This is a genomic window from Actinokineospora diospyrosa (genome assembly GCF_024171925.1).
Lineage (GTDB): Bacteria > Actinomycetota > Actinomycetes > Mycobacteriales > Pseudonocardiaceae > Actinokineospora > Actinokineospora diospyrosa.
In genome coordinates this window covers 1-16,222 of record NZ_JAMTCO010000017.1, presented here as the reverse complement: position 1 = coordinate 16,222, position 16,222 = coordinate 1, and the positions used below count along the sequence as shown (strand labels likewise).

Annotated in this window: 14 protein-coding genes; 5 read left to right on the top strand and 9 right to left on the bottom strand. The window is 69.2% G+C overall.

From position 1 onward, the window contains the following. The first annotated feature begins 16 nt into the window (after window positions 1-16). The 4 genes from pabB to LV75_RS29840 are packed head-to-tail and all read left to right on the top strand — an operon-like array spanning window position 17 to window position 5,748. On the top strand, window positions 17-2,101 hold the full coding sequence (pabB, locus tag LV75_RS29855; RefSeq protein WP_253890696.1) for an aminodeoxychorismate synthase component I: 2,085 nt from the start codon (window positions 17-19) through the stop codon (window positions 2,099-2,101). Next, entirely contained in the window at window positions 2,101-3,582 is a 1,482-nt protein-coding gene (locus LV75_RS29850) for a class I adenylate-forming enzyme family protein (protein WP_253890695.1), read from the top strand. The genes pabB and LV75_RS29850 overlap by 1 nt, the downstream gene beginning before the upstream one ends. Then, complete coding sequence (locus tag LV75_RS29845) at window positions 3,575-5,110, top strand: class I adenylate-forming enzyme family protein (RefSeq protein ID WP_253890694.1); 1,536 nt, start codon at window positions 3,575-3,577, stop codon at window positions 5,108-5,110. The genes LV75_RS29850 and LV75_RS29845 overlap by 8 nt, the downstream gene beginning before the upstream one ends. Continuing rightward, window positions 5,110-5,748, top strand: coding sequence for a class I SAM-dependent DNA methyltransferase (locus LV75_RS29840; RefSeq protein ID WP_253890693.1), 639 nt, complete (start codon window positions 5,110-5,112; stop codon window positions 5,746-5,748). Before LV75_RS29845 ends, LV75_RS29840 begins: the two co-directional genes overlap by 1 nt. Here LV75_RS29840 and LV75_RS29835 read toward each other — a convergent pair. From LV75_RS29835 to LV75_RS29805, 7 genes are all read right to left on the bottom strand, one after another. Then, window positions 5,725-6,915: an MFS transporter gene (locus LV75_RS29835; RefSeq protein ID WP_308211063.1), complete on the bottom strand. Its 1,191-nt coding sequence runs from the start codon at window positions 6,913-6,915 to the stop codon at window positions 5,725-5,727. The genes LV75_RS29840 and LV75_RS29835 overlap by 24 nt on opposite strands. A gap of 575 nt (window positions 6,916-7,490) precedes the next feature. Beyond that, window positions 7,491-8,102 carry a LysE family translocator gene (locus LV75_RS29830; RefSeq protein ID WP_253890692.1) on the bottom strand — a complete coding sequence of 204 codons (612 nt, stop codon included), beginning with the start codon at window positions 8,100-8,102 and terminating at the stop codon, window positions 7,491-7,493. 7 nt (window positions 8,103-8,109) lie between these two features. After that, a complete protein-coding gene (locus LV75_RS29825) occupies window positions 8,110-9,384 on the bottom strand; it encodes an ATP-grasp domain-containing protein (RefSeq protein WP_253890691.1) in 1,275 nt (424 codons plus the stop codon). Beyond that, window positions 9,377-10,336: an alpha/beta hydrolase gene (locus tag LV75_RS29820; protein WP_253890690.1), complete on the bottom strand. Its 960-nt coding sequence runs from the start codon at window positions 10,334-10,336 to the stop codon at window positions 9,377-9,379. Before LV75_RS29820 ends, LV75_RS29825 begins: the two co-directional genes overlap by 8 nt. 126 nt (window positions 10,337-10,462) lie before the next feature. Further along, entirely contained in the window at window positions 10,463-10,810 is a 348-nt protein-coding gene (locus LV75_RS29815; RefSeq protein WP_253890689.1) for a Rieske 2Fe-2S domain-containing protein, read from the bottom strand. Continuing rightward, complete coding sequence (locus LV75_RS29810; RefSeq protein ID WP_253890688.1) at window positions 10,798-12,216, bottom strand: iron-containing redox enzyme family protein; 1,419 nt, start codon at window positions 12,214-12,216, stop codon at window positions 10,798-10,800. The genes LV75_RS29815 and LV75_RS29810 overlap by 13 nt, the downstream gene beginning before the upstream one ends. Beyond that, a complete protein-coding gene (locus tag LV75_RS29805; protein WP_253890687.1) occupies window positions 12,213-13,355 on the bottom strand; it encodes a class I SAM-dependent methyltransferase in 1,143 nt (380 codons plus the stop codon). The genes LV75_RS29810 and LV75_RS29805 overlap by 4 nt, the downstream gene beginning before the upstream one ends. 380 nt (window positions 13,356-13,735) lie before the next feature. On the opposite strand from LV75_RS29805, the gene LV75_RS29800 reads away from it, so the two are divergent. Then, window positions 13,736-14,533, top strand: a complete 798-nt coding sequence (locus tag LV75_RS29800; protein ID WP_253890686.1) for a 2OG-Fe(II) oxygenase — start codon at window positions 13,736-13,738, stop codon at window positions 14,531-14,533. 7 nt (window positions 14,534-14,540) lie between these two features. Here LV75_RS29800 and LV75_RS29795 read toward each other — a convergent pair whose 3' ends face one another. Continuing rightward, complete coding sequence (locus LV75_RS29795; RefSeq protein ID WP_253890685.1) at window positions 14,541-15,047, bottom strand: methylated-DNA--[protein]-cysteine S-methyltransferase; 507 nt, start codon at window positions 15,045-15,047, stop codon at window positions 14,541-14,543. Window positions 15,048-15,064: 17 nt separating this feature from the next. After that, window positions 15,065-15,664: an RNA polymerase sigma factor gene (locus LV75_RS29790; protein WP_253890684.1), complete on the bottom strand. Its 600-nt coding sequence runs from the start codon at window positions 15,662-15,664 to the stop codon at window positions 15,065-15,067. Window positions 15,665-16,222 lie beyond the last annotated feature (558 nt).

The following is a 16,222-nucleotide window of genomic DNA, read 5'->3' as shown; positions in this document are numbered from 1 at the left end:
ACCGCCGGAGCTGCCCATGCGAACCCTGTTGATAGACAACTTCGACTCTTACACCTACAACCTCTTCCAACTCATCGCGGGTGTGAACGGTGTTGAGCCCACCGTGCGCAGGAACGATGAACTGGCGGGAGTTGACTTCGCCGACTTCGACAACATTGTGATCTCGCCAGGGCCAGGACACGCGGGTAGGGATCGGGACTTCGGTGGTTGCGCCCGAGTTCTGGCCGAGACGCACCTACCAGTGCTGGGCGTGTGCTTAGGCCACCAGGGTCTCGCGGTGTTAGAGGGCGCAACTGTCGACCTCGCTCCTCGCGCACGGCATGGCTTTGTGTCGCGGGTCGAGCACGACGGTAAAGACCTGTTCGCGGGACTACCGCAGAAGTTCGAGGTGGTGCGCTACCACTCGTTGGCGGTCGTAGAGCCGCTGCCATCGTCGTTGGAGGTGACTGCCCGCGCGGAGGATGGCGTCGTCATGGGGCTTCGGCACCGACACCGTCCACTGTGGGGCGTCCAGTTCCACCCAGAATCGATATGTAGCCAGTTCGGACATGAGCTAGTCGCCAACTTCGCCGGTCTGACTCGTCGCGGCGGTAGGCGGGAACGCGTCACGGCAGCGCCTCAGCCCACGGTAGCGGCAACTCCGTCCGCAACAAGGAAGTACTTCTTGCATGTCTCGGTCGTGGACGAGCCGGTAGACACAGAGGCTGCGTTCGCTGCCTTGTACGGCGATTCGGAAGAGGCATTCTGGCTCGACAGCTCGCACGTGGAGACAGGTCGGTCCCGGTTCTCCTTCTTCGGTGACGCTGCCGGTCCGAACGCTGAGTCCGTGTCCTACCGGGTCGGGGGGCCGGTCCGGGTACGAGCAGGCGGTGTGGAACGCGAGGAGCCAGGCACGATCTTCGACTACCTGCAGCGCGAGTTGGCGGCGCGACAGGTTGTGTCCGATGTCGAATTGCCGTTCGACTTCCAGTGTGGCTATGTGGGGTATTTCGGCTACGAGCTCAAGGCAGACCTAGGCGCACCAGGGCCGCATCGGCCGAGCACTCCAGACGCCTACTGGCTGTTCGCCGACCGACAGGTGGCCGTGGACCATCAGGCTGGTCAGTCCTATGTGCTCGCTCTTAGCGACGGTGGTGCTGCCTCCGAAGCGTCTGCGAAGGCGTGGGTGGAGTCGGTAGCGCTATCGCTACGCGGTTTCACCGGGCCCGCGCCGCTACCTGTTCAGCGGCGGCGAGTGCAGGTCGACGTCGAGCCGTGGCTGCGCACTGACCGCGACCGCTACCTCGACGACATCGCCGAGAGCCAGCGTCAGCTGATCGCGGGGGAGAGCTACGAGATCTGCCTGACGAACCAGGCCACCGTGCCCGCGACGACCAGCGGGTTCGAGCTCTACCGCAGCCTCCGCCGCGGCAACCCCGCTCCGTACGCGGCCTACCTGCGGCTGGGGCGGACTGAGGACGGTGTGGAGATCGCCTGTTCCTCGCCGGAGCGGTTCCTCAAGGTCGACGCCGACCGGGTCGTGGAGACCAAGCCGATCAAGGGCACCGCGCCGCGCGGGCAGACCCCGTCGGAGGACCTGCTGCTGCGCGCGGAGCTGGCGGGCAGCGCCAAGACCCGCGCGGAGAACCTGATGATCGTCGACCTGCTGCGCAACGACCTCGGTCGGGTCTGCGAGGTCGGTTCGGTGCACGTGCCCCGGCTGATGACCGTGGAGAGCTACGCGACGGTGCACCAACTGGTCAGCACCGTGCGCGGGACGCTGCGCGCGGACACCGACGTGCTCGACTGCGTGCGCGCCTGCTTCCCCGGCGGGTCGATGACCGGGGCGCCGAAGTTGCGCACCATGGAGATCATCGACCGGCTGGAGACCGGACCCCGCGGGGTCTACTCCGGGGCCATCGGGTTCCTGGCCTGCAACGGCACCGCGGACCTCAACATCGTCATCCGCACCGGCGTGCTGCGCGACGGGCAGTGGCAGGTCGGCGCCGGGGGCGCCATCGTGCTCGACTCCGACCCGGCCGAGGAGTTCGCCGAGATGGAACTCAAGGCGGGCGCTTGGCTGGCGGCCCACACCCGGCACGACACGGAGGCGGTGGCTTGATGAACTTCGCGGCACGATTGCGCAGGCGGTCCCGGGAGGCCGGGTGGGACGAACTGACCGCGTTCCACACACCCGATCGCGACTACACCCACGGCGAGGTGCACGACTTGGCCGCCAAGGCCGCGTCAGTGCTATCTGAGCGCGGTGTCGGTGAGCGTGATCGTGTGCTGATAGCGCTGTCGGACTCCATCGCGTGGGTCGTGACGTTCCTCGCGGTAGCGCGCCTTGGCGCGACAGCGGTACCGGTGAACCCCGGCCTCACCGCCGACGACCACAGCTTCCAGCTCGACGACTGTGCCGCGAAGCTGATGGTGGCCGATGAGTCTCTGCGAGACAGGTCACCGTCTTTCCTGTCCTCACAGGACCTGTTAACTCTCGCTGATGGAGCTACCCCGGCAGACTCGGTGGACACCGATGCCCCGCTCTACGTCTACTACACCTCCGGGACCACGGGACGTCCTAAAGGCGTGGTGTACGGGCAGGACAGCCTTGAGATCTACCACCTCGCGGTAGGGCAAGGCGCGTTCGCGATCACCTCAGCGGACGTGACTCTGTCGGTGTCGAAGATGTACTTCGGCTACGGGTTCAACAACACGTTTGTGTTCCCGCTGCACACGGGTTCGTCCGCCGTGCTGCTAGAGGAGCGCCCGACGCCCGAGGTCGCGCAGGACTTGGTGTCCCGCTACGGAGTGACGCTGCTCTACGCGGTCCCGTCGTGGTACGCCCGCCTGATCGCGGAAGCAGACTCAGGTGCTTTCGGGTCTGTGCGCGCGGCGGTTTCAGGCGGCGAGGCCCTGACAGCGGACCTCGCGGGCAAGGTGGGCAAGTTCCTCGACGCTCCTCTGCTGAATCAGCTGGGCGCGACCGAGGTCGGGTGCGCCATCACGGCCAACACCATCCACCACGACCGACCAGGGTCAATCGGCAAACCGGTCGGCTCGCTGGAGGTCGAGGTCCGCGACTCATCCGGACAGGTGGTCGCAGACGGCTCGCGTGGCGAACTGTGGGTGCGGCCGGTGCAGATGCGGGAGTACCTGAACCTGCCGACCGAGACCGCGGAGGTACTGCGGGCGGGGTGGTTCCGCACGCGGGACCTCGTGGTGCGAGAGCCGGACGGGACGTACACGCACTTCGGGCGAGCCGACGACATGGAGATGGTCGGCGGCATCACTGTGGCCCCCACAGAGATAGAGGCCGTGCTGAGCAGCCACCCGGAGGTACGCGAGGCCGGAGTGGTAGCCGTACCGGACGAATTGGGGCAGACCAAGCTGCGCGCGTTCGTCGTGCCCTACGCCGCTGATCCGCCAGGCGGCCTCGCCGAGGACCTGATTGAGCTAACTCGGGGTCGGTTGGCCGCGTTCAAGGTGCCACGCAGCGTTCACACGGTGCCGAACCTGCCTAGAACGCCCAGCGGGAAACTCCGCCGCTACCTGCTGCGCCAGCAGGCCGCCGAGCTGTGGAAGGGTGCCAGCGATGTTTGAGACCAGCCGGGTGTTCCACATCGGCCAGATGTTCCAGGACGCGGCGGTGCGCTACGGCCACGTCACCGTCACCCTCGACCAGCCGCTGGAACTGGCGCCCGAGCTGGGCGTCGACCTCACCGTGGGCCAGCTCGCCGAGCTGGTCGACGAACTGGCGGCGCGGTTGGCGGCCGCGGGCGTGCGGGCCGGGGACAAGATCGCGATCTACAAGACGGACAACTTCGACATCGCGGTGCTCGCCTGCGCCGCAGCGCGCATCGGCGCCGTCCCCGCGATGCTCTCACCCGCCTTGGACCCCCAGGTCGTCGCCGCTCTGCTCGCCCGGCTGGACCGGCCGTGGCTGCTCACCGACCCGGCCAAGCTCGACACCACGGCCCTGGACACCGACACCGTGCGCGGTGTGCTGTTCTCCACCGGTGCGCAGGACGGTTCCCTGGACCGGTTCGCGGGCGCGCCCCGGCAGCGGCCCGTGCGCACCGGCCCGCTGGAGCCCGCACTGATCACGCACAGCTCCGGCACCACGGGCCTGCCCAAGCTCGCCGTGCACTGCGCTCGCGCCATGTGGTTCCGGCTGCTGCCGCAGAAGCTGGTCGCGCTGCCGATCCGCCGGGTGGAGACGGTCGCGTTCTGCATGACGTTCGTGCACTCGCGCTTCTACCACGCGCTCGGGGTGTTCCTGGCCTACGGCAACCCGCTGGTGGTCGCGGTGTCCCCGGACCCGGCGACCATCGGGCCGCTGTTCACCCGCACCCGCCCCGGGCTGCTGGAGACCCAGCCGAACACCTTCATCGAGTGGGAGTACATGGACACCGCGCCGGGGCGGCCGCTCTCGAGCGTGCGGTACTACAGCGCCACCTTCGACGCCATGCACCCGCGCACGATCCGCAGGCTGCTCGACGCCTCTGACCGGCGCGACCCGATGTTCTTCCAGTTCTACGGCCAGTCCGAGACCGGCCCGGTGTCCTGCCAGTGGTACACCCGCGCCTCCGCCGAGAACGCCGACGGCCGCTGCGTCGGCCTGCCGCTGCCCGGGTTCGTGCGGGTCCGCATCACCGACACCGACGGCAGGCCGGTGCCGCGCGGGCGGATCGGGTACATCGAGGTCCGCAACCGCAGCCGCGCGCTGACCTACCACGGTGAGGACGACCGCTGGCTGGCCCAGTTCAACGACGGCTGGTGGCGGATGGGCGACATGGGCAAGCTCGACGGCCGCGGCCGCCTGCACCTGATGGACCGCGAGGTCGACCAGATCGACGACGTCGACTCGAACCTGGAGATCGAGGACATCCTCATGTCCCGGCTGGCCGACCTGCGCGAGGTCGTCATCATCCCCGGCACCGACAACCGCCCCACCCCGGTCATCTGCACCCGCGACGAGGCCCCGTTGGACACCGCCGCGTGGGACGCCGCCGTCCGCGACCTCGGCAACCTCGCCGACCCGATCCACCTGCCGTTCCACGAGGTGCCCCGCACCTCGACCTGGAAGGTCCGACGGCCGGAGCTGATCCGCAAACTCCGAGGGGCCTGATGGACGACAGCTTCCTCGCCGAGACCCGGTCCTCCTACGACAAGGTCGCCGACTCCTACGCCCGCCTCGTGCCCGGCGTGGAGGCGAGCGTCATCGACCGCGCCCTGATCCGCGCGTTCGCCGACGTCGTGGCCGGCCCGGTGGTCGAGGTCGGCTGCGGAACCGGCCGGGTCGCCGCCTACCTGGACGCCCTGGGCCTCGACGTCACCGGCATAGACCTCTCGCCCGGCATGCTCGTCATCGCCCGCCGCGACCACCCGGGCCTGCGCTTCATCGAGGGGTCCATCCTGGACCTGGAGCTACCGGACTCCTCGGTGGCGGGGGTGATCGCCTGGTACTCGATCATCCACCTCCCGCCCGACCGGCTACCGATGGCCTTCGCCGAGTTCGCCAGGATCCTCCGCCCCGGCGGCCACCTCCAACTCGCCTTCCACGTCGGCGACCAGCGCAACCGCAAGACCGAGGGCTACGGCCACGAGGACATCACCCTCGACGTCTACCTCCTCCCCGTCGACCGCGTCGTGACCCTGCTGGGCGAGTCGGGCTTCGAGTTGTGCCACACCACGCTGCTGGAACCGGGCACCTACTTCACCAGCACCCGCCCGCAAGCCCGACTACTGGCCCGCCGCCCTGGGTAAGGCGGCCCACCCCGCGAGTCCACCGAGGACGGTCACCGCCCCGGCCAGATAAGCGGCCCAGGTCAGCGAAAGCGCTTGCGCCACCGCTGGCCCCACGACCGCGCCGACCACCGTGGCCACGGCCTCCCCGGTGAACACGACCGAGCTCACCCGCCCCAGCCCCTCATTCGGCGTGACCCGCTGAACCACCGTCTGCGCGGTGCCCAACGCCACCGACCCGACCACCCCGATCCCGACCGCCGCGGGCACAGCGGCCACGACCGTGGACGCCGAGAACAGCGCGATGAACCCGACACCCGTGGCCGCCACCGCCCCACCCAGCAGCGGCCCCGGTTCCACCCGGTCGACCAACCCCCGCATCACCGGCGCCCCCACCAGAAACCCGACGCCAAGCGCCGACAGCACGATCCCGATTTGCCCGCCGCCACCCAGGACGGTCACGCCAAAGGGGATCAGCAAGGCGCTCAAACAGGCATTGGCCCCGAGGAACAGCGATGTCACCGCCAATACCCCTCTGGCGGTCTTGTTCGAGCGCAAGAACTCCAACCCCCACCGCAGGTCCACCCACACCCTCCCCGTGCTGCCAGTACCTCCCCCTCCCCGGGCGGCCGTGCTCAAGATGGCCACCGCGGAAACCACATAGCTACCCGCATCCAGCACCACCAACGCCTCAAACCCAACCCACCCGAGCAACGCCCCGCCCGCCGCCGCCCCCACCAACCGCACAACACCATCAGTCGCCGCGTTCAAGGCGTTCGCACTGCTCAACCTCGACCCGGTCCCCACCACCACGGGCGTGTGCGCCTGCGCCGCCGGTCGGAAGAGGACAGTTCCCGAACTCTCCACCACCAACACCACGTACACCAGCCAAAGCTCCCCCACCCCCTGCACCACCAACAGAAGCCCCACCGCCACACCCCGAACCAGATCGGCGACCACCATCACCCGCCGCCGATCCCACCGGTCCACCCAAACCCCCACCACCGGCCCCAACACCACCCCCGGCAAGAACTCCGCCGCCACCGTCAGCCCAGTAGCTGTCACAGAGCCGCTAAGCACAAACACCTGCACCGGCACCGCGACCACCAACAACCACGACCCGAGCTGACTGACCAACCGGGCGAACCACAACAACCGAAAGTCCCGAACCCCAAACGCCTCGAACACCAGCCCCCCTTTCAACTCACCCTGAAGCCCTGCGCTCACCTCCGCGCCACGAGTCGTGGTCGACCCGTTGTCCGCTGGTTGTTCGCCACCGTCCGGGTGTCGATGTGTTGATGCGACGCCGATCCTCAGCGACTTCGCCGATGTCGCCACCCGGGAGTACAACGGGCGCAAGGGCACCCGGTGGAGCTACCGGCGCGTCTTCGGCAACGTGCGGCTGCTGGTCATCGACACCCGCTCATCGGCTCGTCGCTGCCCTGGCTGCAGACCCGCCGCGACTGGTCCGGCGCCGATCTGATGTCGCTCATGCCGCACCCACATCCAGCGCGGTCAACCTGTCACGCGCGCCGTAGTGCGGAGACCAGCTGGTCTCGCGCCGTCAGCGCCCGCCAGGAAGCGGCCGAATAACCACAACCCAGCCCGTCTGACCGCATGTCAGGACCCGTAGACCACCTGTCAGGGCCTGCGCGTCCACATCCACCACCGCGCCGTCCTGCGCGGTGTCGACGACGTCGATGTAGACGCCGTGCCCAGGATCATGCGCAGGTGGCGCATCACAGGAGCCGAGCAGCGGCCCGTCAGGTGGTCAGCAGCGTCCGCACGGCGAAGGTGGTGAACACCAAGGCGACAATGGTGTCGATGAGGCGGAGGGCCAAGGGGGTGCGTAAGAGCGGCGATAGCTTGCCGACCAGGGTAATCCAGACCAGGAGCCACAGCATGACCAGTCCCAAGTAGACGGCAGCCAGGGGAGTCAGGCCGGTGAGGGGGTCGGTGTCGTGTGGGATGAACTGGGGCAGGAAGGCGAGGAGGAAGAGGCCCACCTTCGGGTTGGTGCCGGTGCAGAGCAGGCCTTGGAGGAACGCTCGGCCCGCGGGTGGTGGCGTGAGGTCGAGCGCGGGTTGTGCGGGGGAGAGCGCGGAGCGGAGCGCTTGGACGGCCATGTAGAGCAAGACCGCCGCGCCCGCCCAGCAGAACGCCTTGTACAGACCGGGCTGGGCCGCCATCAGCGCCGCCAAGCCGAGTGCGCCGATCACCAGGTGGGCCGCGCCCGCGGTGACCATGCCGAGGGCGGCGGCCACCGCGGGGCGCGGGCGTCGGTGGGTGAGCAGGAGCCGGGTCAGCAGGGCCAGGTCGGGGCCCGGGGTGATGATGACCAGCAGCGAGCTGATCACGAAGGTTGTGCTGACCACGGCTCGCTCACCCGATCGCGGCTGGCTGGTCGGTCGGGGTGATCACCAGTTCCCGCTCCAGGTCGCGGACCACCCGGTGGTCGGCGTCCACCTGCGCGGCGTCGGGGTGCGACAGGATGGCGAAGCCGAAGTCCAGGCTGTCCACCAGGTTCCCGGTCGCCCGCACCGGCCCGCCCTCGACGAGGTTCTGCACCGAGAAGTGGTGGCTGGGCAGGTCCCGCACCTTCTCCAGGGCCGACACCCCGTGCACGGTGCCCGAGCTGGGCGCGATGTGGAAGACGCACAGCTGGTGCTGGACCAGCCGGTAGTCCGCCGACACCGGTTCGCCCGCCAGGCTGCGCACCGTGCGGTCGATCTGGCTGTCGCCGGTCGCCACCCGGTTGAACCGCGGCTGCCCACCACCGTGCGGCCGTGCCCCGAGTTCGATCAGCAGCGGGCCGTCGGCGGTGTTCATGATCTCCACGTGCGCGGCGCCGTAGCGGACCCCGACCGCGTCGAGCACCTGCCTGGCGTAGTCGAGCAGCGCCGGGATCGCCGGGTCGGTCTCGGGCAGCCAGCGCATGGTGTCGTAGACGGCCATGTACGGGCCGTTGTCGACCTTGCTGTACCGGCAGACGTCGACCAGGGCGTGCACCCCGTCCTGGGTGAAGGTGTCGATGACGTACTCGGTGCCGGTGACCAACTGCTGCACCAGCAGCCGGTCGTCCACCTCGCCGAACTGGTTCACCCGACCGAGGTTCGCCGCGAACACCCCGGCCCAGTCCGCGCCACCGGCCACCTTGACCACACCGTCGGTCGAGGCGCTCTTCGGCGGTTTGATCACCAGGTCGCGACCGGTCAACCCAGCGCGCAGCAGCCAGTCGCGCACCTCGTCGGCGTCGTCGGTGCAGATCTGCGGGATGATCGGCAGCCCCGCCGCGGCGACCGCCTTGGCCATCGCCCACTTGTCCCGCCGAGCATCGGCCAGCTCCGCCACGTTGGACCGCCACGGCGCCACCAGCGGCGCCAACCGCTCGGTCAGCTCCACGCCCGACTCGCACCCCGCGATGACGCAGCGCGGATCCAGCGGCCGCAGCCGGTCCGCCACCTCGGCAAGGTCGCCGCGGAACACGATCGGATCGGTGTAGTCCTGTGGCCGGTACGACGACGCGTACGCCTCGGGCGGCTTCTCGGAGCTGAGCACCGCAACCACCTCGATGCCCCGCTCCGCCAACGCCGAGGCGAACAGCGCCCCCGATGAGTACGGGTCGACGACGACCGCGGGTCCAGCCTGCTCAGACACCGGGCACCTCGGTGATGTCGCCGCCGTCGGCGAGGGTGACCACGGCCGCGCAGAACCGGCGGACCATGTCGGCGGCGGGCTCGCTCACGCCACGGGCCCGCACCGGCGCGTGCACCATGCCGGGCTCGAGCACGTACCGCACGGGGGTGTTGTTCTGCTCCAACAGTTCGACGTAGCGCTCGGCGTCGACCCGGAGCGAGTCCTTCTCGCAGCCGACCACGTAGGCGGGCGGCAGGCCGTGGAACTTGCCCTCCAGCAGCGGCGAGACGTACTGGTCTGCTGCCTGCCGCGCGTCCGGGCAGTAGCAGGCGACGAAGTACTCCATCTCGCCACCGGAGAGCAGCGGCGCGTCCTCGCCACCCTGCCGCCACCGGGTGAAGTCCAGCACCGGGCTGATCAGCGCCTGCCCGCGCAGCGCGGGGCCGCCCCGGTCGCGGGTCAACATGGACAGCACCACCGCCATGTTCGCCCCGGAGCTCTCCCCGGCCACCACCGCGGCCGTCGGATCGATCGCCAGGCCGAACGCGGCCGGGTCGGCCAGCACCGCACTGACCCCGGCGTAGCAGTCCTCCACCGGCCCGGGGGCCGGGTTCTCCGGCGCCATGCCGAAGTCGAGCGCGATGGTCACCAGCCCGGTCCGGTCGGCGATCTCGGCGACCAGGCTGTGGTGGCTGTGCAGTGAGCCGATCACGAACCCGCCGCCGCGCACGTAGAACACCACGGCGTCACCGCTGGTGGTCGCGGGCTGGTAGATCCGCAGCCGCACCGCGCGGCCGCCGTGCTCGGCGGTGGCGTCGCGCCAGGTCACCGTGTCCGGGACATCGATCGGCAACGCCGTGGTCAGCGAGTCGTAGAGCTCGCGTTGGCGCTCCACCGGGTAGGTGTAGTAGTCGGGGGGCAACGTGGCGTTCACCGTGTCCACGAACTCCTTGATCCCCGGTGCGTACGACATTTCCGCGCCTCTCGTGCTGTGCTGGTGGGACTGGGTCCCGGTGGTCTGGTGGTGCTTCGGCGGCGGTGGCCGGGCGGCCGATGCCTTCACAATGAGAGAACACCGGAGCGCCCGGCCGTGTTGCACTCAGTCCGCGCGGCGGGGTCCGCACAGGTCGGGGGACAGGGGTCGGTGGGTGGTCGCGGTGTCGGTGCCCGCGTCGACCGCGAACACGGCGGTGACCCGGTTCCCGCTGCGCACGGCCGGTATCCCCTTGCGCAGCAGACGCGTCATGGAGGTCGGTTGCTCGTGCCACGGGCACAGCAGGCGGTTGCCGCTGGCGTCGATGCTCGCCAGGTGCAGCGGCCCGCCCCGGTGCGAGCACCGCGCCGGGGCGACGAACGAGCCCCGGCTGGTGCGCGCGTACACGTAGGCCACCCCGCCGACCTCGGCGCAGTTGCCCACCCCGGCGACGGCGAAGGTCAGGACAAGCATGCGCGGTAGTCACCGACCGAGTGGATCTCGTACACGCACTCGTCGGACTCGATGATCGCGCCGTGCAGCCGGTTGCGCCAGATCACCGTGCCCTGGCCCGCCTCCAGGATCTGGTGCGAGTCGTAGCCGCTGACGAACTTCATCGTGCCGGACACGATGTGGCACAGCTCGTCGCCGTCGTGCTGGTGGGTGTTGGACAGCTCGCCGTGCGGCTCCACGATGTGCGCCACCGGCGCGGTGACCTCGCCCGCCTCGACCCGGCCCCACACCGGCTCGTGCAGCCGCTTGTTCTCCGGGCCCGCGTCCATCCAGGCCACCTGCGCGGCGAAGTCCTCGTCGGCGATCCGGTTGACCACCTGGAACTCCTCGAACCCGCGCACGATCTCCGGGATCACCGACTCGCCGCAGTAGTCCACGATCGGCAGGATCAGCTTCTCCAGCGCCATCCGCCCGTGGTGGGTGTCGATGTGCACGTGCTCGGTGAAGTACCGGACGTCGGCCTCTCCGTCGAAGACCTCGGTCAGCAGGTCCGCGGCCCGTTTGCACCATGGCACCAGGGTTGTCTCGGTGTAGTAGAGCGCGCCGAGGTAGCGGAAGAAGTTCTCGTGGTTCTTGCCGAGGTAGTGGAAGTAGTTGCTCAGCATGAGGCTGCTGGTCAGGTAGTACTGCCAGTACCGGTGCAGGTCCGCACCGAGCCCGACCGAGGTCAGGGTGTCCTCGAACAGGGTGCTGTGCTTGGTCTCGTGCACGCCGTAGCCGTACTCGTCGATGATCACCTTGAACCACTCCGACTGCACCGGGCCGTAGTAGCCCAGCACGTTGCGGATCATCGGCGAGGCCTCGGACAGGAAGTCGGGGGCGAACTGGATCAGCCAGTTGCGGGCGGCGCGCTGGGGGTCGCTCGACTCGCGGATCGCCCGCTCACCGGCCGACGGGGTGTCCGGCTCGTCGGCGAGCTTGCCCAGGTAGGCCGCCAGCGACTCCTTCGTCCACGACCCGGTGACCTCCACCTCGTCGTCGAGGAAGCCGAACACGTGCCGCTCGAGCGCGGGCCGGATCATCTCGCCGCGGGCCCGGTTGGTCGCACCGTAGAACGAGCGGAAGTCCGCCCAGGTCTGCTCGGTCATGCCGTTCTTGGGCAGGAACACCAGGTCGGCCTCGTAGATGGTGGCCAGGATCCGGTTCGCGGCCAGCGCGGAGTACTCCAGCACCTGCCCGGCCCGCAACGGCTCGCTGAAGTCGAGGTAGGAGATGATCTGCGGCCGCAGCTGCCTGCGGTACGGGTTGTCGGTGTTCTCCCATTCCTCGTTGTCGAGGTAGATGGGGTTGCTCGCGAAGTCCAGGGTCAACTCGCGCAGCCGCTCCGGGGATAACTCGAAAGGCGTGTGATTCGGGACGAAGTTCACGATATTCCTTCCACCGCGTTCGCGAAGTCGAGCTGCCGTGCCGAAAGGCGGCCGCCCGTCCAGCAGAAGTCGATCCGAACCCGCTCACCGGCGGCGTGCCGGACCGGTTCGGCAAAGGGGACGAATGCCTGCATCCAGTGCGAGGCGAGGTTGTCCGGCGCGTTGCGCAACGCGATACCGCCGCCCAGGCGCAGTTCGAACCACACCGCCAACCCGTGCGCGACGCCCGGCTCGGCCACGTCGAAGGCGACCTCGACCGCCTCCCGCTCCAGCGCCCCGTGGGCGAAGTCGAACTCCGCGATCTCCGTCGGCGCTGACAGCAGCCGGTGGGGCCAAGTGGGCAGGCGGACCGGGAAGTGCCCGCGCGTCGCTAGAGCGTTGAGCAGCCGAACATCCAAGCCCGCCGCCGAGTGGACCCGGTTAAGACCGTCGACGGTAGGACTATCGAGGAGCGCGCCGAACAGCACGGCGGACTCCGGCAGCAGTACCCCGCCCGGGGCGAGCAAGTGCTCTCTAGCGTGCCGCACGGTCGGCAGCACACCTTCGCCGACAAGACCGCAGTCGACGATCTCGGACACGATGACGTCCGCCCTGCCCGGCAGGTCGACGCCGACGACGAGGTCGGTGGACAGCTTCGGGACCACGGTGATCACATCGGACAGCCCGTGCTGGGCGATGATCCGCTCGGCCACCGCGGCCAGCACCGGGTTCTGCTCGCACGTGGTCACCGCGCCCGCGCCCGCCTTGGCCGCCATCATCGCCAGCAGCCCGGTGCCGGACCCGATGTCGAGCACGTGCGACCCCCGGGGCACCACCCGCTCCAGGGCGACCGCGAACGCGTCGTTGCGCTCCAGGTCGTTGAGCATGGCGAAGTGCCAGCGCGGCACCGACTGGATCGCCGCGCCCAGCAGCGCGTCGGTGGCCGCCCCGGTGACCTCGGTGCCGGGCAGCAGGGCCCGCGCCGTGCTCACCGATCGGGTGGCCTGTTCCAGCGCGACTTTGATCGCCGCGGTGGCCAGCGCGCCGTTCACATCCCGTTCTGGCAGGTTTTGCGGGATTAGTCCCAGCGCATTGTCGGGACCGTTCAACGGCGCCGAGTTGACGCCTTCTGGTAATCGGTTGACAGGAGGTGAATTCATCGACCATCCCCCCAAAATTGATTGACTGTCCGTGATCGCGGGCAGGTCCGGGGTAGTGAAACAGGTTTGGCAGATGTCGTCAACCAACGTCCAAGTCGAGCAATTGTATTGAATTCAGGAATAGGGGTATCCGGTATTGGGCCGGACGAGTGGCCCGCTGGTCGCCCACACGGCGCAGCCGGTGCGCGGCGCCGGTGCGCCCGATCGACCATCCGGCGCACCGGTCTGCGACCGGGGACCGCGCCCGCGGCGGCTGATCGGCACCGGGTACGGGGATCGGGTGAATGTGCGCGCGCCGACCGCGGCGTGGTACTGGTTGTGCTCGCGGCCGTGTGGGTAGGGTTGGGCCCGCACCCCCATTCGAGTGAGGCGCCTTCTCCATGAACTCTCCGCTCCAGGGCCAACTGGCGATGCCGGGCCTCGCCGAGCTGTCCGGTCCCGCCCCGGCAGCCACCGCTTACGACCCGAACGGCACCGAGGTGGTCGCCGCGTCGGGGTTGGACTGGGCGGCGGTCGGCGCCGAGCTCGACCGCAACGGATTCGCCCTGACGCCACCGCTGTTGACGCCGGCGGAGTGCGCGGGTGTGCGGGCCATGTTCGACGAGCTCGACCTGTTCCGCAGCACCGTGGTGATGGCCCGCCACCAGTTCGGCGAGGGGGTGTACCGCTACTTCGACCACCCGCTGCCCGAACCGGTCGCCCGCCTGCGCGCCGAGTTCTACGCACCGCTGGCCGACATCGCGAACACCTGGTCCCGCAGGCTCGGCGTCGAGGAGTTCCCGGCCGACCTGGCGGGGTTGCACCGCCGGTGTGCGGAGGCCGGGCAGCACCGCCCGACCCCGCTGTTGTTGCGCTACACGGCAGGCGGCTACAACTGCCTGCACCAGGACCTCTACGGGGACGTGGTGTTCCCGCTGCAGCTGGCGGTCATGCTCAACGCGCCGGACGAGGACTTCACCGGCGGCGAGAACGTGTTCGTCGAGCAACGCCCCCGCGCGCAGTCACGGCCGCTGGTGGCCCGCCCCCGCCTGGGCCAGGGCATGATCTTCACCGTCCGCGACCGACCGGTCCCCTCGGTGGCCCGGGGCTGGCGCAGGGTGGTGCTGCGGCACGGGGTCAGCGAGATCCACAGTGGACTCCGGCACACCCTCGGCATCATCTTCCACGACGCCACCTGAGGGCGGGTCAGAAGAGCAGCAGGTCCTCCGGCGTGCCGGTCTCCAGGTCCAGCAGCGCGCGCTTGACCGGCAACCCACCCGCGTACCCGGTGAGCGCCCCCGACGCGCCGACGACCCGGTGGCAGGGGACCAGCACGAGGACCGGGTTGCCCGCCAACGCCTTGCCGACGGCGCGCGACGCGGTCACGGGCAGCCCCATCTCCTTCGCCAGCCACCCGTAGCTGACCGTCGTGCCGTACCCGACGCGCTCGGTCAACGCGGCGAGCACGCGCTGGTCGAACTCCGAGACCCCCAACCGCACCGGCGCGGTGAACTCCCGCACCGCGCCCGCGAGATACCCGGTGATCTCCTCGACGGCCCACTCCGCCACCCGAGAATCCCCGTCGTCAGCACCCCCGAATCGCTGCGCCAACCGCTCGGCGGCCATGAACTGGCACCCGACGACCGCACCCGCCCGAGCGGCCACGGACAGCTCCCCGAACTCGGTCCGCGCGGTCCGCACAGTCACACCCATGGCGCCTATTCATACACTCACGCCGCTTGAGCCTCCCCGAACCCCCTCTCCACCCCCTGCTCGGCCACCAACTCCCGCAACCGCGCCAACCCCCGCGACGCGTACGACCGCGCAGTCGACTCGGCGCAGCCCATAGCAGCGCTCACCTCACCGATGCTCAACCCGCACCCATGCCGCAACACGACGGCCATCCGCTGGTGCTTGGGCAACAGCGCGGTCAACCGAGCCAACCACGCCCGCAAGTCAAGCCGCTCCACAACATCGTCAAACGCGTCCCACTGGCATCTTGGCTCAACAACCTCCTCAAGCCCCACCACCGCAGGCGCCCGCTGCCTTCCCCGAGCCTCGTTCCGACACAGGTTGACCGCGATGGTCACCAGCCACGCCCGAAGCCGCAACCCACGAACCTTCGCGGGCGCGTACCCCAGCAGAGCCCCATACGCCCGAACAAACACCTCCCCCGCCAAGTCCTCCGCATCGTGACGTCCCGCTCGCCGTAGCAGTGCGTGTATCAGTCCCCGGTACTCCCGCACCAATTCAACAAACCCAGCCTCAACATCGCGGACAAGCAACTCCCGCACCCACTCCGCCCGCGCCCCCTCACCATCGTCAACCACTTCGGCCCCCCATGTCGCTGCCGCGCCCCCTCTCCTGCCTGATGACCTCCGTTCTACCGACCCGCATCGCCCTCTGGGCCCGCCATCGCTCGCCTGTGGATACCTGAGCCCCCTGTGGACAACTCGTGCCCGACAACAACCTCGAAGGCACACGGCTCTCTCGCCTGCCCAGTGGCTTTAGTGCCAACCACCGGACACTCGGAAGCGGTTAATGCCAACCCAGCACCCCGCAGGTCCGCCCCAACCCGCCTGCCCAGCCCGTGGACACTCGGACCCAGCGGTGCCAACCCGCCCCCCGTCAGGTCCGCCCCAACCCACATAACTCAGCCCCTGGACACTCGGAACCTGGCGTTGTCAAACCAGCCCGCCCTCGTCAGCCCTGCCAACCCAGCCCCTGGACACTCGGACCCGTCGGTGCCAACCTGCGCCCCGTCAGGTCCGCCTCAGCCCACCTGCTCAGCGCGTGGACAGTCGGAGTCGCTGGTGCCAGGTGCTCGATGGGGTGGACCTGTTTTGTGTGGGGGGACGGCACCCGTAGCGTTTCCGCGCGGCAGGGCC